General features: G+C 44.8%; 19 protein-coding genes and 1 tRNA gene. 7 read left to right on the forward strand and 13 right to left on the reverse strand.

The features are described from left to right. Positions 1-51: 51 nt before the first annotated feature. Entirely contained in the window at positions 52-2,019 is a 1,968-nt protein-coding gene (locus Q3W13_RS12790) for a M1 family metallopeptidase (protein WP_302864416.1), read from the forward strand. A 128-nt stretch (positions 2,020-2,147) separates the two neighbouring features. Here Q3W13_RS12790 and Q3W13_RS12795 read toward each other — a convergent pair whose 3' ends face one another. From Q3W13_RS12795 to kdsA, 3 genes are all read right to left on the reverse strand, one after another. Continuing rightward, on the reverse strand, positions 2,148-2,939 hold the full coding sequence (locus Q3W13_RS12795; RefSeq protein ID WP_302864418.1) for a helical backbone metal receptor: 792 nt from the start codon (positions 2,937-2,939) through the stop codon (positions 2,148-2,150). A 92-nt stretch (positions 2,940-3,031) separates the two neighbouring features. Beyond that, entirely contained in the window at positions 3,032-3,967 is a 936-nt protein-coding gene (locus Q3W13_RS12800; RefSeq protein WP_302864421.1) for an SIS domain-containing protein, read from the reverse strand. Position 3,968: 1 nt separating this feature from the next. Next, positions 3,969-4,745 (reverse strand): 3-deoxy-8-phosphooctulonate synthase, encoded by a 777-nt coding sequence (gene kdsA, locus Q3W13_RS12805; RefSeq protein ID WP_302864422.1) that lies wholly within the window; start codon positions 4,743-4,745, stop codon positions 3,969-3,971. 154 nt (positions 4,746-4,899) lie between these two features. On the opposite strand from kdsA, the gene hscB reads away from it, so the two are divergent. Together hscB and Q3W13_RS12815 are read left to right on the forward strand one after the other, a co-directional pair. Continuing rightward, positions 4,900-5,433, forward strand: a complete 534-nt coding sequence (gene hscB / locus Q3W13_RS12810; RefSeq protein WP_302864423.1) for a Fe-S protein assembly co-chaperone HscB — start codon at positions 4,900-4,902, stop codon at positions 5,431-5,433. A gap of 20 nt (positions 5,434-5,453) precedes the next feature. Continuing rightward, positions 5,454-5,537 (forward strand) — tRNA-Leu (locus Q3W13_RS12815). A 59-nt stretch (positions 5,538-5,596) separates the two neighbouring features. Here the strand turns inward: Q3W13_RS12815 and Q3W13_RS12820 are convergent. Both Q3W13_RS12820 and Q3W13_RS12825 read right to left on the reverse strand, forming a co-directional pair. After that, entirely contained in the window at positions 5,597-6,439 is an 843-nt protein-coding gene (locus tag Q3W13_RS12820; RefSeq protein WP_302864425.1) for a sugar phosphate isomerase/epimerase, read from the reverse strand. A gap of 45 nt (positions 6,440-6,484) precedes the next feature. Continuing rightward, positions 6,485-8,080 (reverse strand): Gfo/Idh/MocA family oxidoreductase, encoded by a 1,596-nt coding sequence (locus Q3W13_RS12825; protein WP_302864426.1) that lies wholly within the window; start codon positions 8,078-8,080, stop codon positions 6,485-6,487. Between the two features lie 344 nt (positions 8,081-8,424). Between Q3W13_RS12825 and Q3W13_RS12830 the strand changes: the two genes are divergently transcribed. After that, positions 8,425-9,159 carry an AAA family ATPase gene (locus tag Q3W13_RS12830; protein ID WP_302864428.1) on the forward strand — a complete coding sequence of 245 codons (735 nt, stop codon included), beginning with the start codon at positions 8,425-8,427 and terminating at the stop codon, positions 9,157-9,159. Positions 9,160-9,365: 206 nt separating this feature from the next. On the opposite strand, the gene Q3W13_RS12835 is transcribed toward Q3W13_RS12830, so the two are convergent. Continuing rightward, positions 9,366-10,349, reverse strand: a complete 984-nt coding sequence (locus tag Q3W13_RS12835) for a DUF1080 domain-containing protein (protein WP_302864430.1) — start codon at positions 10,347-10,349, stop codon at positions 9,366-9,368. Between the two features lie 177 nt (positions 10,350-10,526). Then, positions 10,527-11,705: a metallophosphoesterase gene (locus Q3W13_RS12840; RefSeq protein ID WP_302864432.1), complete on the reverse strand. Its 1,179-nt coding sequence runs from the start codon at positions 11,703-11,705 to the stop codon at positions 10,527-10,529. A 150-nt stretch (positions 11,706-11,855) separates the two neighbouring features. On the opposite strand from Q3W13_RS12840, the gene Q3W13_RS12845 reads away from it, so the two are divergent. The 3 genes from Q3W13_RS12845 (at position 11,856) to Q3W13_RS12855 (ending at position 14,231) form a co-directional block, all read left to right on the forward strand. After that, positions 11,856-12,632: a DUF1080 domain-containing protein gene (locus Q3W13_RS12845; RefSeq protein WP_302864434.1), complete on the forward strand. Its 777-nt coding sequence runs from the start codon at positions 11,856-11,858 to the stop codon at positions 12,630-12,632. Between the two features lie 440 nt (positions 12,633-13,072). Further along, positions 13,073-13,582 (forward strand): RNA polymerase sigma factor, encoded by a 510-nt coding sequence (locus Q3W13_RS12850; RefSeq protein WP_302864436.1) that lies wholly within the window; start codon positions 13,073-13,075, stop codon positions 13,580-13,582. 4 nt (positions 13,583-13,586) lie between these two features. After that, positions 13,587-14,231: a hypothetical protein gene (locus Q3W13_RS12855; RefSeq protein ID WP_302864437.1), complete on the forward strand. Its 645-nt coding sequence runs from the start codon at positions 13,587-13,589 to the stop codon at positions 14,229-14,231. Between the two features lie 99 nt (positions 14,232-14,330). Here Q3W13_RS12855 and Q3W13_RS12860 read toward each other — a convergent pair whose 3' ends face one another. The 6 genes from Q3W13_RS12860 to Q3W13_RS12885 all read right to left on the reverse strand — a co-directional run bounded on the left by Q3W13_RS12860 (position 14,331) and on the right by Q3W13_RS12885 (position 21,008). Next, positions 14,331-16,151 (reverse strand): GMC family oxidoreductase, encoded by a 1,821-nt coding sequence (locus Q3W13_RS12860; RefSeq protein WP_302864438.1) that lies wholly within the window; start codon positions 16,149-16,151, stop codon positions 14,331-14,333. Positions 16,152-16,175: 24 nt separating this feature from the next. Next, the gene (locus Q3W13_RS12865; RefSeq protein ID WP_302864439.1) at positions 16,176-16,640 is read right to left on the reverse strand and encodes a hypothetical protein; all 465 of its coding nucleotides are present in this window, start codon (positions 16,638-16,640) and stop codon (positions 16,176-16,178) included. A gap of 19 nt (positions 16,641-16,659) precedes the next feature. Beyond that, positions 16,660-17,988 (reverse strand): hypothetical protein, encoded by a 1,329-nt coding sequence (locus tag Q3W13_RS12870; RefSeq protein ID WP_302864440.1) that lies wholly within the window; start codon positions 17,986-17,988, stop codon positions 16,660-16,662. A 115-nt stretch (positions 17,989-18,103) separates the two neighbouring features. After that, positions 18,104-18,889 (reverse strand): CPBP family intramembrane glutamic endopeptidase, encoded by a 786-nt coding sequence (locus Q3W13_RS12875; RefSeq protein ID WP_302864441.1) that lies wholly within the window; start codon positions 18,887-18,889, stop codon positions 18,104-18,106. A 316-nt stretch (positions 18,890-19,205) separates the two neighbouring features. Beyond that, positions 19,206-19,646, reverse strand: coding sequence for an IS200/IS605 family transposase (tnpA, locus tag Q3W13_RS12880; protein WP_302864442.1), 441 nt, complete (start codon positions 19,644-19,646; stop codon positions 19,206-19,208). A gap of 303 nt (positions 19,647-19,949) precedes the next feature. Beyond that, positions 19,950-21,008, reverse strand: coding sequence for a nucleoid-associated protein (locus Q3W13_RS12885; RefSeq protein ID WP_302864443.1), 1,059 nt, complete (start codon positions 21,006-21,008; stop codon positions 19,950-19,952). Positions 21,009-21,012 lie beyond the last annotated feature (4 nt).

Here is a 21,012-nt window from a genome sequence, read left to right on the forward strand (position 1 = left end):
ATTTCATAATTTATTTGGTTAATTTGGCGCGGAAATTATCATAAACAAAAAATGCGATACTTAAAAATTACTTGTTTACTAAGCGGATTGGGCCTGCTGCTCACTGCGGCTACCGCATCGGCGCAAACCGATACACCCAAATATAACCACAACGACGTATTTGGTCCTATCACATGGCCGGTAACAGGCGACGGCGCGCGGTCAGCCAGCGGTCAGCCTGGTGAACATTACTGGCAAAACCGCGCCGATTACGTTATCAAAGCATCTTTAAACGAGACACCGCAGGATACTACCATTACCGGGGAAGTCGAAATTACTTATACTAATAATAGCCCCGACAACCTCGACCACTTATGGTTGCAACTCGATCAGAATTTATTTAAACCCGGGTCTCGAGGTGCTGCTACCACTCCTATAGAAGGCGACCGTTTCGACGTACGTGGTTTTAGCCGTGGCGGGTACCATATACAGTCGGTTTCGGTTAATTACAAGGGCGATAACTATAACGTTCAGCCGGTAATAACAGATGCTCGGATGCAGGTAAGGCTGAATAAACCGATGGAGGGCAAAGGCGAAAAGATTAAATTAAAGATCAATTACAGCTTTTCGATCCCATTTTACGGTGCTGACCGTATGGGCCGTAAGAAATTTAAAGCAGGTTACGTGTACGAGATTGCTGAATGGTACCCACGCATGTGCGTTTATGACGACGTGGAAGGCTGGAACACGCTGCCTTATATGGGCCTTGGAGAGTTTTATTGCGAGTATGGCGATTTTGATTACTACATAACCGCCCCGGCAAACATGACCGTTGTTGGCTCAGGCGATTTGGAAAATCCTGGCCAGGTATTGAGCGACGTGCAGCAAAAACGTTATGAAGAAATGCGCAAAAGCGATAAAACTGTTTCTGTCATCACTGCCGATGAAGTTGGTAAGCCTGCAACACACCCTTTTAAAGGCACATTAACCTGGCACTTTAAGATGCAGAACACCCGCGATGTAGCCTGGGCAGCCTCTACCGCATTTATTTGGGATGGCGCCAAGGTTAACCTTCCCTCAGGCAGGAAATGTATTGCGCAGAGCGCCTACCCTGCCGAAAGCGCAGGCGAACATGCATGGAGCCGTTCAACCGAGTACCTGAAAGCCAGCATGGAAATCTACTCCGATAAATATTTTGAATATCCGTGGAATTCGGCGGTGAACGTATCCGGTGTGGCTCTCGGCATGGAATATCCCGGTGCTATCTTCTGCTTAAGCAATCTGAAAGATGGCGGCCTATTTGGCGATATAACCCACGAGATCGGCCATAACTGGTTCCCTATGATCGTAGGCTCTAATGAACGAAAATACATGTGGATGGATGAAGGCTTTAACACATTTATCAACCAATATTCGACAGAGAAATTCAACAACGGCGAATACTTTAACGCAAAGGGCCGTCCGGCAATGGGCATCGCCAAATTTATGAAAGGCGCCCGCGATCCCCTGATGACCGCGCCGGAAGCGATGGGACTTAACGATTATGGGCAGTACTACAACAAGACATCGTTAGGCCTTGATATGCTGCGTAATGTAGTTTTAGGTCCTGACCGTTTCGACTATGCCTTTAACTACTATATCAAGCACTGGGCGTTTAAACACCCGCTACCTTATGATTTCTTTCGTGCTATGAATGACGCGTCAGGCGAGGATTTAAACTGGTTTTTTAAGCCATGGTTCTTCACCACCTGGAAGATTGACCAGGCTATAGAAAGCGTAAAGTACGTGAACGATAATGCGGCAAACGGCGCGCTGATCACGTTAGTGAATAAAGAAAAAATGGCCATGCCTGTCGACCTGAAAATAACCCAGGCCAACGGCAAAAGCGAAATCATCCGCTTGCCGGTGAACATCTGGCAACGTAATGGCACGTGGACATTTATTTATCCTTCGACATCCGCCATTCAGTCATTGGAAATCGATCCCGATAGACAATTACCCGATGTGGAAAGAAGAAACAATGTGTGGCCGGTGAAATAGTGATTAGAGATTAGGATTTTAAGACCTGCTTTGAGAGAGGCAGGTCTTTTTTTTTCGTCTGTACTACTTTCAAGCATATCCCCGCCAAAAACCAGCCGCAATTGTCTTCATCCGGCAATTAGCTAAAGTTATTGATTAATAGTCAATCTCTTAATCAACCCGGCAAAATATGACGGCGCTTTAAGTAAGCGGTTGCCGTACCAGGAAAACATTTCACCATCAACCAGTTGAATTTTTGCAGACGGCACAATAGCCTTTAACTCATCGAGATGTTTTTCTTTGAAGGGATATGGTTCTGATGATAGCAAAATTACATCAGGCTTTGACTGCTGCAATTGCCGCGCGTTTATTTCCGGATAGCGTTCGAAATCAAAAGCATTTACCAGCCCGCACTTTTGCAGCATATCGTCGATAAATGTGCTCTTGCCTGCCACCATATATGGTTTGCGCCATATAAAGTAGGCCGTACGCAGACCCGACTGAGTAGCTTGAAGCGCGTTGAACTTTTTAGTTACAGACCGGCTAAGGGTTAGCGCAGCTTCCTCCCGGTCAACTATTTTTCCGACAGCTTCGATCATTTCGAGCGCATCGTCCAATTTATAAATATCGCTTATCCAAACAGGGAAGTGTTGCATAAGTTCCCCGAGCTGACCGCGCTCATTTTCCTCTTTATTGGCGATGATAAGGTCGGGGTTCAGCAACTTTATCTTATCGATATCCAATTGTTTTGTGCCGCCTACTTTTGTGGCCGACCTAAACTTATCCTCCGGATGAATGCAAAATTTGGTTACGCCAATAATTTCCTCGTCAAGCCCTAAGTAAAAAAGCAGTTCAGTTTGGGAGGGGACGACCGAGATTATCCGTTTAGGTACGGATGGCAAGTTTACATCTCTGTTAAGTTGGTCAGTATAAAACGGCATCGTTCGTCAAACTTACAAACTCTTTGAGACTTCGTAAGTTTTCGAAGGACTTCTTTTTATCTTTCCGACTTTACTGACTTTCCGACTTCTTTTTACTGGTTATAAATCTGATAAATACCACTGACTGTCCTATCCTCAGATGAGCCGACCAACACAGTGGCGATCTTTTTTTCGATCATGAGTTGCTCGGCATTATTGATAATCTCATCTTCACCGATAAAAACGGGTGTCTTTGTCATCATGCCGGTAACGGTAAGTTGTGTGGTATCCGGATTTTTAAACAATGCCCTCCTAAGGTCGCCGTCCGTAATTATACCCTTAACGTCACCAGCATTCCCAACTATTACCATACCCAACCGTCCTTCCGACATTTTGAGCAGCAGCTCGGTAAATGAGGCATTCTCGCTAATAAAAGGCAGTTTGTCTGTTCGCATCAAGTCTTTAACCCGCACAAGCAGTTTACGCCCAAGGCTCCCGCCTGGATGAAACCGGGCAAAGTCCTCATGCTGAAATTGCCGGCATTCCATTAATGCAACGGCCAAAGCATCGCCCATCACCAGGGCTGCAGTAGTTGACGAAGTCGGTGCTAAAGCCAGTGGGCACGCCTCTTGTTTAATGCCAATGTTTAAATGATAATGACTGTTCCTGGCAACGGTAGAGTTAGGATTGCCGGTGATACCGATAATGGTATTTTTATTCCATTCCAAAAATGGGATCAGTTTGAGCACTTCGTCAGTTTCGCCTGAATAAGAGATCAGGATAACCATATCATCGGTACCTACCATACCAAGATCGCCATGGAAAGCCTCGCCGGGGTGCAGGAAAAAACTCGGCGTGCCTGTGCTGGCGAACGTAGCTGCTATTTTTTTTCCGATAATGCCGGATTTACCGATTCCGATAACTATCAGTTTCCCGGTATGCTGAAGTATAGCCTCTACTACCCTGCTGAAATCATCGTTAATGGCATCAGCAACAAAGCGCAGCGACTCTATTTCGGTATCAAAAACTCTTTTGGCAATATCTTTCATATCAGCTTACCAATGGCGCTATTACTTTTTCCAAATCCTGTAATTTCACCATGTTAGGGCCGTCGCTCAGGGCGTGATCCGGGTCGGGATGTGTTTCCATAAAATAACCGTCTGCGCCAAAAGCTTTGGCGGCAAGGGCCATCATGGGTACAAAGGTACGGTCGCCGCCGGTTTTACCGCCCGCCCCTCCGGGCCGCTGTACAGAATGCGTACAATCCATACAAACAGGGTAACCAAAGCTTTTCATGTCGTAAATGTTCCTGAAATCAACAGCCAGGTTATTGTAGCCGTACATATTACCTCGTTCGGTTAGTACCACCTGGTTATTACCTGCCTCAACTACTTTTTGTGCAGGATAAAACATATCCTGTCCGGAAAGAAACTGTGCCTTTTTGATATTCACTATTTTTCCGGTTTTGGCTGCGGCAACCAGCAGGTCGGTTTGGCGGCAAAGAAAAGCAGGTATCTGCAATATGTCAAATACCTCACCGGCAATGGCCGCCTGGTAGCTTTCATGAATATCGGTTATCAGCGGCAGGTTAAAACGTTCTTTAACTTTTTGCATCATTTCGATGCCTTTTTCGAGCCCCGGACCGCGATATGAATGAATAGAGGTACGATTTGCCTTATCGAATGACGATTTAAATATCACAGGCACATTGTACTTCTGCCCTATTTCCGCAACCTTTTCGGCTACGTTGTACAGCAGTTCCTGGTTTTCCATTACGCAGGGACCTAATATAAAGAACGGCTTTTGCCGTATCTGATCGAATAACATAGATGTGGGAATTAATTTACAAAGATAATTGTTTTAGTCCGAAAGTCGGGAAAGTCAGTAGTCCGGAAAGACGCTGCGCTTTACTATTATCATCTGGATTGACTTCTTTAGGAACTTTCCCGACTTTTTGGACTTTTCAGACTACCTTTGCATCATGAATTATTTCGAATTTTATAATATCCCCGAATCATTCAATCCAGATATCGCTCATCTTAAAAAGAAGTTCTACGAGCTAAGCAAGAAATATCACCCCGATTTTCATGCTAACGAAAGCGACGAAAAGCAGCAGGAAATCCTGGAGCTTTCTACACTCAATAATAAAGCCCATCAAACCTTAACCGACCCATATAAGCGCCTGGAATATATTCTGCGCAGCCATAATTTGCTGGAAGAAGGCGCAAAACCGCAGCTCCCGGCAGATTTTTTGATGGAGATGATGGACATCAATGAGCGGCTGATGGAAGTTGATGACGCAAAACAGCTGGGCGAAATAACCGCAGAAGTACTTGCCATTGAGGGCGATATAGAAGAAGGTATCGCCCAAGCATCATCAGGTTACGAGTCCTTGGACGATACTGCGAAGGAAAGCCGGCTGAATGAAATTGCAGATTTTTATTTTAGACAAAAATACCTGTTGCGTATTAAAGAGAGTTTAGATACATTTGCATCCCGATTCGGAACGGAATAAGCCCCGTTCTCTACCAAAATGCCCAGATGGCGGAATCGGTAGACGCGTTGGTCTCAAACACCAATGGCTGCAAGGCCGTGCCGGTTCGACCCCGGCTCTGGGTACAAAGCCCTCCTAACTTTGGGAGGGCTTTGTTATTATCGGTATTTTTAATACTCATCACCTATCCTAATAATCTATGAATATACTCTGCACTATCCTTATATGTATCCATATTCATTTCGACAAAGAAATTTTTAACCCCGCCTGTTTTGGCCGCAGCAAAAAACTCTTTCCAGTCGATAATGCCTTTGCCGATGGGGACTTGTTTTTTATCTGCGGTCCAGTCTGACAAATGTGCGGATATAAATCGGCCGGGATATTTTTCAAAATAGGCAGAGCCCTTATAACCCAGCGTTATTACTTCGGTTTGGAATTGCATTTTCACCAGCTTAGGGTCGAGTGCGGCCATAATGGCATCGTAAATCAGTTCGCCGTCCAGCATTTTAAATTCGCCGCTATGGTTGTGCATGCCTGTGTCCATCCCCTCGCCTTTAATTTTTTCAGCCAGTTTATTCAGATCATCCGATGCGGTTTTATAATCTTCTATAGTTTTGCCCGGAGTCTCCAGACCGGGAACTACAATCTGTGACAGGCCCAACCCATGAGCAAATTCCATACATTCGCCAAAATTGCTTTTCAGGCTGCCGACACCGATATGGCAGCTGGGGCAATGCAGACCAGCATCTTCTATCATTTTTTTGATGTCCGCCGTTTTTACATGAACCAGCGGACCAAATCCTGCGCCTGCGTAGCCCTTGGGATAACACATTTCGGTATATTGATAACCTAATCCGGCCATCATTTTCATAGTGCCTGCAAAATCCTTTGCCAATACGTCGCGGATTGGAAAAGTCTGGAAACCGATTGGGGTTTTATATTTGCCGGCAGCCTTCAGGAAGCCGGGTATCAGCAGCACCGCTCCTGCCCCTACTGCGCCATGCCCGATAAATTCTCTTCTGTTCATAATCTTCTGATTCGTATGATTTATTCGATTAGCGTCAATTCTCGTTTATATGGTAGCCGGGTCCCAGCCAGTCCGGTAATCCCTTTTTAAGTATTTGTTGGCGCTTGGCAGATTGGTGATCTGCCTTGATGCAGCATCATATTTCAGTGCCTTCTGGGCCCTGAGCGATGCGGCGTATAAGTTTACAGCCTCCGTTAGCGCTTCAGCCTCTGTAAAACTGCCCGGATACTGCGCGCCTGCCTTGCAACTTTTCGCAAACAGCGACAAGGCATCTACCATCTTATCGTGCCTGGTGGAATCAACAACCGGGTTCACGGCTTTCACCTCTTTCTTTTTCTTTGAGAAAAGCCTTGGGTTGTCAACGTAAAAGCCGGAAATTATTTTGCCTTTTTCACCTATGAACATCATGCCTTCGGCAGGCAGGTCATCCTGGTTTATAGCAATTAGTTCCTCAGGTACGGTTGGCCTTATACCGCCATCCCACCAATAAAGGTCGACAGGCGGGCGGTCGCCGTTAGCAGGATATTTAAACTTAACGGTGCATCCCTGCGGGAATGAGAAATCGTTACGTACAAAATTAGGAACATGATCGCCCATACCTACATAATGCGTTAAATTGGGAACCACCACTTCAGGGGAAGTCAGTTTTAATGCATTAAACACTGTCCATAAGCTATAATGCCCCATGTCGGCCATGGAGCCTCCGCCGAAATCGTACCAGCCACGGAAAACCATATTGGTGTAATTGGGAGAGTATGCCCTGTCGGCCTCCGGTCCGAGCCAAAGATTCCAGTCAAGACCCTCGGGAACAGGCACGTTTTCTGCGGGCAAGGTTGGATATTGCGGCCATACCGGGCGATTTGTCCAGTTATGAACCTCTCTTAATTTGCCGATTTTGCCGTCATTTATCCAGGCCATTACCTGTTCCATGGAGCCATTTGAGTCCCATGGCACCAGGTGGGTAACCACATTGGGTTTCTGTCGCGCTAATTCAATAACCGCCTTGCCTTCCAGCAAGCGGTTTGAAAGCGGTTTGTGCATCAGTACGTGTTTATTGCGTTTTAATGCAGCCATCGCGAACAGGCCATGCAGGTGATCCGGTGTCATGATCTTCACAGCATCCAGATCTTTTTCCTTATCCAGCAATTCGCGATAGTCCGCATAAGCAGTACAAGCTTTAAAATCGTCGCTGGCACGGACATTACCGTAATAGCTATCCACAACGTTCTTTCCAACCTCCCTGCCGCCCGGTATAATATTTTCACCGCCCGGCTGCCAATCAGGTTTATTGATAGCCCTTCTGATCTCGTCGCGGAGACCTGTTTTTGACCAATCCCTGTAACCTACCGCATCCCGGTTGGGGTCGCAAACAGCAATAATCTGTATTTCAGGTACTGCCAGCATAGGCAGCATTTCGCGAAGACCTTGAGTGCCGCACCCTACATAGGCGAGGGTTAACTTATCGCTCGGCGCTGTAAAACCAGCACCGCCCAGCACATGACGCGGAATAATACTGAATGCCAGGGCGCCTGCTCCGGCTGTTTTAATAAACTGCCGGCGACCGATACCTTTTTTTTCTTCTGATTTACCTGGTCGGCTTTCAATAGCCAAAGGAGTGGCTGAGAGTTGATCTTTTTTCATGAATATTGGTTTATAAGTGGTATAGGGGAAGTGATATTTAAAATTGATAAAAAATCTGCTAACTCCCGTATTGTTTTTGTAACAATACAGTGGTGATGCTATATCATTCCAGAACGTCGGCTTGCATAAATCAATAAATTTATAAATTCATCAAGACGGAAAATTACACTCCTGGGTAGTTTACCGTCAGCGTTAAAAGTTTTCACAACGACCTTCAAGGCTTAAAATACATTAAGGTAAATTAAATATAGTGAATGCATAACTGATAGTTATATATGATTTTATATAACTGCTTTGAATGCGACTAAGATTTGTAAGTTTGTTATCTGCAAAGGTTCAATTCTATGCCCTTCCTATCCCACATATCGCTTCCCGTGTTGCAGGACGCCACCTACATCCGGCAAATACCCAGCCTTAACAGAGGTTTGCAACTTCCCCTAAAAAAGAATGTGACCTTTTTTGTGGGCGAAAATGGGTCAGGAAAATCCACTTTACTGGAAGGTATCGCAGAACAATGCGGTTTTAGCTTAAGGGGCGGCAATCGCAATCATAATTCAAACACCGGCCACCGTTTTTCAGGCTATGAATCAGCTCTGGCGTCCTACCTGCGGCTTTCATGGACACCGCGCAAAATAAATGACGGCTTTTTTATGCGGGCTGAAAGTTTTTTCAATTTCGCGTCCTTTATAGATGAATTGGCGATAGACGATGCACGCATTCTCAATGCTTATGGCGGCCGGTCTTTACATGAACAATCGCATGGAGAGTCATTTTTGTCATTGTTCAATAACAAGTTCGAAACCGGCATATATATCCTTGACGAACCTGAAGCAGCTCTTTCACCAGCGAGAGTGCTGGCGTTTATGTCAGTAATAAATGAACTCGAACGCGGTGGCCGTGCACAATTTATAATTGCTACCCATTCTCCCATACTTATTTGCTACCCCGGTTCTACCATTTATCAATTTGATGAACACGGCATTAACGAAACGACTTACGAAACTACTGAGCACTTTTATTTGACAAAATCATTTCTGGAGAATCCAGGGTTGTACCTGAAGCATTTACTGGAAGATTAATAGGCAGGACTTCAAATAGTTGCAGGTATGGCCGCTGATCTATCCATGCGATTGTTAACTGGTACAACCACTCTCTTATCCGGAATAATGTTCGGCAAGGAATCTTGTCAAACATGGCCCTAGCCGATTGCGTTTTCCAGAACATTAAAAATCAAAAGCCCCGCAAGTTGATTTGCAGGGCGTTGTCTCAAAACGGATAGCGGCCTTTATTTTGCCGGTGTAATAATAATATTTCTATAGTCTATCGGTCCGTGATCACCCTGTATAAATATCGGACCAGGCTCGCCTTCCTTACTGTCTAGGGCGCCGCCGGTTATGCCGGGTATTATCTGGTTGATGATTACAGGGGTTCCGTTAGCCACAACCGTTACCATACGGCCAACAAGCGTAACATCATACGACTGCCATTCGCCGGGATTTTTCGCCATCATTTTGTTGGGCGGTAAAAAGCCATATATGGCGCTGAACTGGTTATTGATAGGTTCCGGTTCGCCGCTTTTAGTGTCTATAACCTGTAATTCGTAACGTCCGCGCAGGTACACGCCACTGTTGCTGCCCTGCGGGTAACGGAATTCTATATGCAACTTAAAGTCTTTATAAGTCTTGTCGGTTATCAGGTTTGCACCTGAATGAGGGCTGCGCAATATCCCGTTTTCTGCTATCCATTGATTTTTGCCATCAGCATGCCAGCCTTTTGTATTTTTACCGTTAAACAATCTAACCGGAGTTCCCCACACCGGCTTTTTGGTACGGATCAGCTCCGGTGCACGTACGCCCGTCCAATGGTAGGTTTGTCCATCGGTATAGACCATGGTACCGCTGATCTGGTTGCCGCTTACCTCAAACTGAAAATCCATATTGCTTTTGCCGTCTTCCCATTGGGGCGGGATAGAAAAGCTGTATTTGCCCATATTATCCTTAACTTCCGATATAGGCCTGGCGCTGCCAAAGGCATAACAGAACCGGCCTATAAGCGTATGTGTTCCGGATTTTTGCACTTCCAGCCAGGAAGGTATCCCCTTGCCGTCCTTATCTATTGTTAAATCCCAGCGGCCGATTACGTCCGGGTCTTTTTTCATAGTTTCCTGGGCAAAAGATTGAGCGCCCCAGCACAGCGCAAGCATTAACATAATTTGCGACCGGAAAAAACGTGTAACGTATCTTCGGCCAAACATAGACAGAGTTTTCATGATGATTATTTGGTTGATATAATTGAGGCTGAAAGATAGTTTTTTATCTTGTCTTATAAAAACATCAGCCGTTTTTAAACAGTTTTGTTTAAAAAACAATTTAATTTGAGACAAGAGCATTAACATTGCCGGCCTAATACATACAAATTAAAAACACTGTCTTTATTCTTTCAAACGCTATTTTTTCTTCAGAGTAATTACCGTTATTTCGGGCCATATACCCAGTCTGCCTTTAAATCCTAAAAATCCAAACCCTCGGTTAACATACAGGTATTTACCATTATGCGAATAAAGGCCTGCCCATTGCGGGTACATATATTTTATCGGGCTCCATTGAAAGCCAAACAATTCTATGCCGAACTGCATGCCATGTGTATGGCCTGCGAGCGCAAGATTAATATGTTTTTCATGTTCCAGGGTTTTGGCTTCCCAGTGCGACGGGTCGTGCGACATCAATATTTTAAATTCATTATCTGCCACGCCGGCGGTAGCCCTCGTTAAGCTGCCATATTTATGAAAGCCGCCTTTTCCCCAGTTCTCTACTCCTATCAGGGCAATCGCCGCGCCGGCTTTTTTAATTTGCACTGCGCTGTTTAACAGTAAATTAAATCCTATTTGCTGATGTACTTGTTTCAGCTGTGCAAGGTTGTCGTTTTTTGCTTCTTCGCTTTCCCAACTGATGTAATCGCCATAATCATGGTTACCCAAAACCGAGTACTTGCCGAAAGGAGCCTTAAGCTTTGCGAATAACTCTATCCATGGTTCCATTTCGCTGGCTTTGTTATTTACCAGGTCGCCAGTAAATAAAATCATGTCGCTGTTTTGTTTATTTACCAGCGAGATCCCCTTTTCAACGCCTCTGCGACTGGTGAAGCTGCCGGCATGAATATCGGATAACTGGGTTATGGTGAATCCATCAAATTCTTTTGGCAAGTCTTCAAATTTCAGCGTTACCCGATGCACTTTATAACGATGACGGCCACCTGTCATACCATATAGCAGGCTGATAAATACAAAAGCGGCAACTGCCATAGTAAGCTCACTGACCCATATACTCCTTGGCGGAAAATGACGAATCAGACGCGTAATATCTCCAATCACTAAAACCGGGATAGACAAAACTTTTGGTACGAAAGTGAGCAGGGTGCCCGCCATTAGCACGGCAATCAGATCGGCAGGAGGCCTGTTAGCGCGGGTGCGGCTCATTAAAGATACAAAACCTGCCACCAATAGCATATCGATCAACCAATAACCCCATAAAATAACAGGATTATTGGTAAGGGTTTCAACGGCACGAAAAAAATAAACATCGGCAAGTACCCAGGCCAGTATAATAAACGGAAGTCGTGTTCTCATAGATACAAAAGCGCTTTGGCTGTTAATTGTTTATTGCCGCAGCTAAATGGCTGACGATTGAACTATAAAAATATTTTAATAATGTATAACTTGCTTTAAAATTGAAACATATCGTCTATTTAATCAAAATTTAATTACCCTATGAAGTTAATGAACCCCCTGTTTTATTCAGCCGGCCTGCTGTTGTTAAGCACAACGATCGTTCACGCCCAGACAGCCGAAATCAATAAGGCTAACCTCCCTTCATCCAATCCGGACAATGCTGAAGTTTACTCGCCGCTTCCGCATGTAGTGGTACCTGCTGCAACGTTTGGCAATGCCCCGTCTGATGCAATTGTTTTGTTCGATGGCAAAAACCTGGACGAGTGGACATCTCAAGATAAATCACCGGCGAAGTGGACGGTTGCCAATGGCATAGTAACAGTTAATAAATCGGCCGGGGATATTGTCACCAAACGCAGTTTCACCAGCTATCAGCTGCATATTGAATGGAGAGTACCGGCCGATATAACAGGCTCGGGACAGGCACGCGGTAACAGCGGCGTATTCCTGTCAGACCGGTACGAAATACAGGTGCTGGATGTATATAATAACGAAAATAAAACCTATGTTAACGGTATGGCCGGCAGCGTTTACCGCGAATCGATACCGTTGGCTAATCCCTGCAAAAAGCCAGGCGAATGGAATGTTTACGATATAGCTTATACTGCGCCCGAGTTTAATGATGACGGAACCGTAAAATCTCCTGCACGCGTTACTGTCTTCTTTAACGGCGTTATGGTGCAGAATAATACTGAAATACATGGCTTTACATCTACCGACAAAAAACATTTTTACCAAAAGCATGGCGCCGCGCCTCTTCGCTTGCAGGCGCATGGCGATAAAAGCGCGCCTATTAGCTACAGAAATATCTGGATAAGGGAATAATAAGCAGTTGATGGTTCATAGATGATAGTTGATGACCGACGAATGTTTGCAGCAGCTGTGAATCATAAACTATCAACTATGAACCAAAATAAAGACGATGTCTGTATTACATACATGGCACCTTGAATGACGGCTGACGTGATTAACAAATGTTCTGATGCATTATGAATCACGATAGCCTGTCTGCGCGTGCTTTATCATGCTCTTCTTTAAAAAAAAAACACACCTACTATCCGCTATTTACAACATCATATCAGCCGGTTTGTTAAGGCTGCACTAAACCGAATAGCAGGTTTATGCGGCTTGCAGGGTTAAGTACCCCCTGCCTGTAATCAACATTTAATTATTTAACAGATTCTTGCTGTTGCCTGTGACATTCCGCGCCGGGCTGCTACTAATTGTGTAAACTATCAGGTAAATTAGTACAGCACAGCAAATTAATGGGTACACCTACGCGCGACGAGTTATTTCTATCTGTAATTGAGAAAAACAAAGGCATCATTTACAAGATAGCCAACTCGTTTAAAAAAGATGAAGAAGACAAAAAAGACCTGGTACAGGAAATCATCCTGCAGCTATGGCGCTCTTTCGGCAGTTACGACAACAAAAGTAAATTTTCAACATGGATGTACCGGGTCGCCCTAAACGTGGCTATAGCTTCCTATCGCAAAGAAAAAAGCCATAACGAAGTTACCGGCCCAATTCCCGATCGTGTAATGGACTTTGCCGGCGAAGATATTTTGATGGAGCGGGAGCATGAGTTAAACCTGTTGCAAAAGTTTATCAGCGAGCTAAAGGAGCTTGACAGGGCGCTGATGCTGCTTTACCTGGAAGAACGTAGTGGAAAAGAAATGGCTGACATATTAGGTTTAAGCGAGACCAATATCCGCACCAAAATCAACCGCATAAAAGAACAACTGAAACAAAAATTCTCAAAGATAAATAGCTAAAACAATGGAAGAAGCAGATATAAAACAACTGTGGCATGCATACGACTTAAAGCTGGAACAATCCCTGCAGCTTAACCAGAAAATAATCTGCGAACTGCAGGCACAAAAAGCGGAAAATAACATCGGCGCCTTCAGGCGTCAGCAGATAGCCGGACTGGTATTGGGTATATTGTGGATAACAGTACTTTTATTTTTTGCTTTCTACGCCCGGGCTAATTTGTATTTCGCAGGTTCCATCGGCCTGATCGCGGTTTTTAATATCTTCGCTGTGGCATCCTATATCCGGCACCTTTCCTTATTAAACGGTGTTAATATTACCGGCAATGTTACTGACGCACAGCAACGGCTGGCGGCCATACAGACGTCACTTAGTAATACCAGTCGTATAATGATTTTGCAAACGCCGTTATGGTGCATATTTTGGTACAACCAGGATCTTGTAAGGCATGCCGGAATTCAGTTTTGGGTGATCAATCTTTCTGTAGTCACCGTTTTTGTTATATCATCGATCTATTTATATAAAAAGCTTTCCTATAAAAATATCCATATCAAATGGGTGAAAGCCTTTAACGAAAACCTTGGGGGTAAAAGACTGGCTAAAGCCATGGAGTTTTTGAAGGAGATCGACGAGTATAAAAGAGAGTCTTGAAAATAATGCCCAATGGAGCGTCGGGTGGCAGGAATATTCGGTAATGATACCGGCTGTGATCACCGCCGGTATCATGGATCATTCCGTACTGGTCAAGATTTATGCATTTAAATCCAAATCCGCTATAATAGCATCAGATGCTTTAAATGCGAGGGCCATCATAGTTAGTGTAGGGTTGGCGGTAGCGCCTGTAGGAAATGAACCGCAGCCGACGATATAAAGGTTATCGTGATCCCAGCTTTTCATATTGGCATCAGTTACCGATGTAGTTTTGTCGTCGCCCATTCGGTGAGTGCCCATTACGTGGCCCGCACCATTAGAATAATATGTTTCATTTTGATACGTAAACTCGCCTCCTGTTGCTACCCGGTTGGCTGTGCTCGGTGTTGCATTTACCGCTCCGAAAATTGTAACAGTAGCCTGTTCCGCGGCCTGGAATCCGGCGCGGGTATAGTCGTCAAGGTTATAATGGATCTCAGGGCGAGGGATGCCTAAGTTATCTTTGCAATTTGCTGACGGAACAATGTAATTGGTTTCTTCGGGCAGTTGCTCTATCAGGTAGCCAAGCCTGAACTGGCGAACAAAATCATGTTGTATCTGGCTGATCAGGTCTTGCCCAAATAATCCCTGCTCCCCCACATAGCCTTGCAATTGTGTATACGGTGAGCCGGCCGGCCAGTTCCAGCCTTCGTTACCTATCTCGATACGGTAAGCTGCACGTGTGTTCCGGAAACTTCCGTCGCGTGTGGTTTCGATGCCGGAAGTCGACAGTGGCCCGCGAAAAGGATAAACCGGATCAGGCATACTGCCCCAGCTTAAATTAACCGGGTGGTCCATCAGGTTGCGCCCTACCTGGCCCGAAGTATTGGCTACACCGGCTGGCAGCTGGCTGTTCGACATCAATAGCAATTTGGCCGCTTCTATAGCATGCGCAGCGATAATGTACTTACTCCCTGTGGCCGTCCCTGAACCCGTTTGCGGACCATTTTTGGTTTCATATTGCTTATACTCGATACCCGTAACCTCACCGGTTGCTGTATCTATAAGGATATTGCTGGCAACAGTTTGGTAAAGGATATCAACATTGCCTGTTTGCAGGGCTTTATTGAGCGTAATGGTTGCATCATATTTAGCCTGGATAGGGCATATCGGTGTGCAGTTGGTATTACCCTGGCAAAGACGGCGGCCATTATTGTAAACTGTTCCGTCGTTCATGATGTTCGACACCCCGTTACGGCCGGCCGGGGTTCCCGTTACAGTTAAAGGGTTATTATCAATCGCTACGTTTTTTAATCCTTCCGTCAAAACCTGGTCGAGGATACTGGGAGGAATCCTTTGCATGGGATAAATATAATCCGGGCTGAAGGTTATGCCGTGTATCATTTGTTCATCTACATCGGCGGATACGCCGATCTCAAATTCCGCCTCATCATAATAAGGCGACAGATCATTGTACGAGATTGGCCAGTCGACTCCCACTCCGTATGTACTTTTAAGTTTAAAATCATTCGGTACCAGGCGCAGGCAGGTTCCAAGCCAGTGCCAGGAAGTACCGCCGGCCAGTCGTTCGTAAGTACTGCCAAAAGGCATTGGGCCCTGCTGGATAAAATAGCCCCCTTTGTCGATAGACACGATCGGACTGCTACAGTCGGCGGGCGGCTCAGGAGGGTTAGGAATTTGTTTGATATCGAGCACCGACGGCCGCGGTGCATTGTAGTTTTGTGTATAAGGCGCTTCGGGAGTTTTGGCGGTTGCCAGGAAAAATGTCTCTACAAACTCTTCCCTGTTATCACTTTGAAAAGGGATGCCGGCTTCAAGAATCAATACTTTTTTGCCTGCCAAGCCCAGCTTCCATGCAATGGCGCTGCCGGCCCAGCCGCCGCCAACTATAATGGCATCATAATTTTGTGTTGTGCTCATAGTTATTTAATGATGAGGTAAGGTTTAGTTTGAAGGTTGCGGATTTAAAAAGGGCGGCACTGTGTTCCAGTAGCCAAAATTTTCTTCGCTGTACCCCATCGGGTGAGCGCCCATGGTTCCCCAGGCAAGGCCATTCTTGTAGGCTTTACCCGAAATTACCTGTATAGCAAAAGAACCGGTAGTAAGGGGCGTGGCCAAATCATACCAGACACCCAAATACCATAGCATAATTATATTTTGCGCCAGGCGGGCAAGCGTTACGTCGGCCATTATATAAGTCTTAACGCCCTGAACCGGGTCACCACTTGCAGTTGCTTTCTGCCATGCAGCAGCAAGATTATCCATTTCTCCGGCCGGCACGTTCCCCGGGGTTTGCAAAAACTCCAGGAACTCCTCCGCCTGGTGTTGCGTGTCTAGTTGTGGCAGAATTGTACTTAACGGATAACCGGTGAGCACAACTGAAAGATTAGCAAAATCATTTAAAGTCATATCAGATAAGTTTAGGCGTTTATTTTTTAGTTGGTTTAACAGCGGCAGCAGTCCGCAGCAGGTAAGTAAAATCGGAGGTACGCCCACCGAGGGTGGTAGCGCCATTGTGGCATCCTATGCAGCTGGAGGTGACCCCCTGGGTATAAACTACCTTGCCAGCTTTCACCGTTCCCTGTATATAAGATTCCAGTGTAGCATTCGCCATAAACACAGGGAAAGGATCGCCTGCGGGTAATTGATTCGCATGAACGGGCCATTGCGTACCTACCAGTTCATAATACTGCCAAACGCTTTTAGGGTTAACGGCTGTAAAAAGCTTGTGTATGGAATCCGTCAGCGCCCTGGTACCGGAGAAAACCGGCGTCAGGCGGACAATCTGACTTGGGGTTTGTCCGGGTCTGTTTGGATCCCAGGGCTCGTCTGGTTTGTTATTAATCTTTCGTCCGGTGGCTGATTTATCATAAAAATTGTAATGGCCGTTATCGGGTTCACCAAATGTAGGACAGTTATCAACTTGTTCAAATGTCGACCATATCCACTGCGGATTAGTTTTACTCTTGGTGCCGATGTGTAGACCCACTAAGCCAACCACAGCCTGGAATGTGGTGTCTTTAATATGACGATCGGGGATTGCCGGTACATGAATAGTGGCTTTTGCAGTATGAAAACGCGCAGGGTCGTCGCCTTTACCCATTATCTTCCATGAAGCCTTAACCATAATAGCGCCATATGTTTTGGTCGGGTTATCGCCCCCCGGAAAATCGATAGTTTTCTTAAAATTCAGCTGCCCCTGGTAGTTGTACAAGGTATTGGTATCAATGTAATCAAACATTTCCTTGTTCATTACAATCTGAAAGCGCGTATACTGCCCGTTCTGATCGATCAGCGGTCCGGTAAGAAACGGCTGCGTAACATCCGTAAGGACAGTGGGCGTTTTGCCAACCTGAACTAAAAGTTTCTGCCGCCCCTGTTTCGCGGTATCCCATGGTTCAGGCTTACTGCCATCGGGTAAAAATACCTGGTAATTTTCCTTCCAGGTTTCCCATACGGTGTTGTTGTCACCATGCTCACCAATCTTCTCCGTACTGTCGGCCGGCCAGTTCAACGCGATAAAAGACTGCCAGGAAAACTTATCGAATTCACGCCTGATCTGTGTATCCAGAACGGTGTCGGTTTTAGCAATACTTACATTGTAAGGCAACGAATCGCGAAGGGCAGTTTCAGACGTTTTTAAAGAATCAGCTGCTTCTTTGGGTGATGTTTGACCGGTTGGATTATGGCATGCATAAAAGCTTACAAAAAAAGCCATTATTACAGCGCCCAAGATAATAACATTGGTTTTGCGCATAAGGTTTAAGGTTAATTGTTTAACGGCTTAAATATACAACCTTAATTAACAAAATCAAGTTATAACTTATGAAAAAAATGAAATCAGGTCAATTATTGCTGCGCCCTGCCTCTAGTTATTCCTCAACAACCATGCTTTTGTTTTTGAAAATAACAAAAAGAACTATTGCGCTAATCCATATCAGTATGCCAAAAATCAGCCACGTACGATCGGAGAAAAGCGTGATGTTTAAAATACGCGGCATTATGTCGGTGCCCGCATGCAGCAAGACCACGGAGACCAGACTTCCGGATGTTTTATTGAAAAGCACTGTATAAATGAATGACAAACCTATTGTAAACAAGAAAAACAGTGGCAACGGAATGGAAGACTGACCGGGTACAAGATAAATCGGCAGGTGCCAGGCGCTCCAGAAAATGCCTAATACCAGCGAGGCGTACACAGGCTTTTTCAACAGTCTCTGCAGCCTGGGCAGCGCGAATCCGCGCCAGCCGACCTCTTCACCTGAATTGATAAACATGAGCCAGGAAAATGAAATCAGCACAACGGCGGGCGACCCTGCGAGCATTAAATTCTTAAATTCTGTATTGAAGAACGCGCTGCTAAGCAACAAGGCAATAATAAATAGCAAAGGAACAAACAATACTGCGAAAAAATACCAGCCCGTGTGAAAGCGAAGTATCCGATAGCGTTCAAGAAGTTTTTTAACTCCTTGTTTGCCATTAGCTACTGATACGATAACAATTGCCGACAATGCCGGGGCGAACAGGCCGCCAAACGATAGCAATTTAAATGAATCAGGGTGTAAAAACGCCGGGAACCAGGCGCCCCAGGCGATGAGAAATGTTAGGAGAAAATAAGCGCCTAACTGCAAAAATAAACGCCGCCTGGTGTTTGGCATAAAGATATGAAATTGGTTAACCGTGTTGTAAGGTGTTTACTGTTTTAGTTTAAATCGCCCGTCGCACATATATGACTGCGGATTACTTAAAATATTACAGCCGGTATCGGGGAATTATTCAATCTTTTGATCATGCCGCCCAGTGTTATCCACAGACAATCCAACTGCGTGGTATTTGGTAGATGAAGATTGAGACTTTGTTATGCGGAACCAGAACGCAGTACAGAAAAGGTATTCGATTCTGTAAGCTTATTTACAAGTAAATAACCCCCACCAAAGGTGGGGGCTTTATCCTAACCCCTGAAGGGGGTGTTCGTTAAAACAATTTCAGGTCAGTTGTTCCGTCTTCTTTCCGTTCTTCTGTTTCCTGATATTTTACATAATTCTTTATTCGCTCTTCATCTACTCCTACCGTACTAACGAAATAGCCCCGGCTCCAAAAATGATTCCCCCAATAGGGCTTCTTGCGTAAACTCGGGTAGTTGCTGAACATCATTAGTGCTGTCTTTCCTTTTAATATCCCCATAAAATCGCTCACACTCATTTTTGGTGGGATGCTACAAACCAGATGCACATGATCGGGTTGAATATTCATCTCCAATATCTCCACTTCTTTCCATCCACATATGGCCCGTATTTTATTTTCTAACGTATCTGCTACTACATCTGTCAATACCCTGAAGCGATATTTCGGCGTCCACACTACATGGTAAACACAATAGTAAAAGCTATGAGATAATTTTCTGTATTTCGTCACAATTACTAAGATAGCGGTTTCTGGCGTAGCCTTCACACCTAACCTACCGCCTTAGGCGGTGGTTTTGCTATTATAATAAAGTATTGATTATCAGATTATTGATATGGATTAAATTCAGTTCAGGATTATTCATCAAAAGTGTAAACTTTTTCAGGATGGCAGGGGTTACGGTGTAAACCCGACATGTAAACCCTGAATTAAAAATCTGACTATCAGCACATTAAAAAACATAAAAATCATATATTGCTGACAATCAGTTATTTACACAAATTCAACATGTGTTCCATGCACGAAAACGGAACGCTACTGCTCTTCCTTAAAAAACACCTTGTAATAATTCATCGCTTTACCATCATCAAAACCGCGCTCAATAAGGTCTTTATTGCCGTGTATGTAAATATGAAAGTTCTTGTCCAGTTTCAAAACGCTTTTATAGACGCGGGATTGTTTCTTAACTGCATTCTCCGAGATCTCAAAGGTGTCGGCAATAGGCGTATCGAATTCCTGCTCATACTGGTTTTTAAATGTTTTAAATGATTGTATGGCTTCAGGGTTTCCAATTACCTCGCCGGCAAATTCATCCATGTCAAAAGTTTCCTTTTCCTTAAAATACTTCATAGACCGGTTCAGCAGGTCGATTTTATCAGCTTTGCTCATTTCAAATTCTTCGTCCAGTTTTTGCGTGACAAAATTCTTGTAGATACCAAGCGTATTGGTGGTTTGATTAAAGCTGTCGTTGCGGACTTTTAACTGGAGGAAATCATCTTTCCAGTAAACAGCGGCATCCTGGCCATTGTTATTCTTGTCGATAACGACCACTTTATAACCGTCTTCTTTTTGGGTGTTGAATATCAGGGCGCCTTTGTCCAGCTTGTTGATATTGATGGCATTTTCCTCGTAATCAACCTGGAAGCCGCCCTTGTCGGGATACACCTTCAGATAAGTCTCCTTGTTTTCTGACTTAAAGACCCCCATACAATCCAGCAGACTGCCTTCAATCTGTACCTTGTTGAAATAGGCCACATATACCTCACCTCCTTTGATGTTGGGATGTGTTGTTACTTTGAAAAGATATTTGGCAATGAGCTCCGATGCTTCGTGAAACTTTTCCGGCTGCTCAAAAACCCGGGTAACAAAATGATGAATTTCGTTCAAATTTAAATCGCCGCTGCTATGGGTGAGATGATAGACCTCGTTAGCTTTCTCAAATGGTTTCAGAAAATACTGCATCAGCAGGTTAGGAATAACTTCATCCTTCACCTCAAGCGGCTTATCAGACAGCGAATACATTTCATCAATAGCCGGGTTGCCGACATGATGCACGGAAATTTTATCGAGCGAAGCTTCAAAAAAGGTCACCATAGTG

The organism is Mucilaginibacter sp. L3T2-6, assembly GCF_030519355.1.
In the GTDB taxonomy this organism is placed as follows: Bacteria; Bacteroidota; Bacteroidia; order Sphingobacteriales; family Sphingobacteriaceae; genus Mucilaginibacter.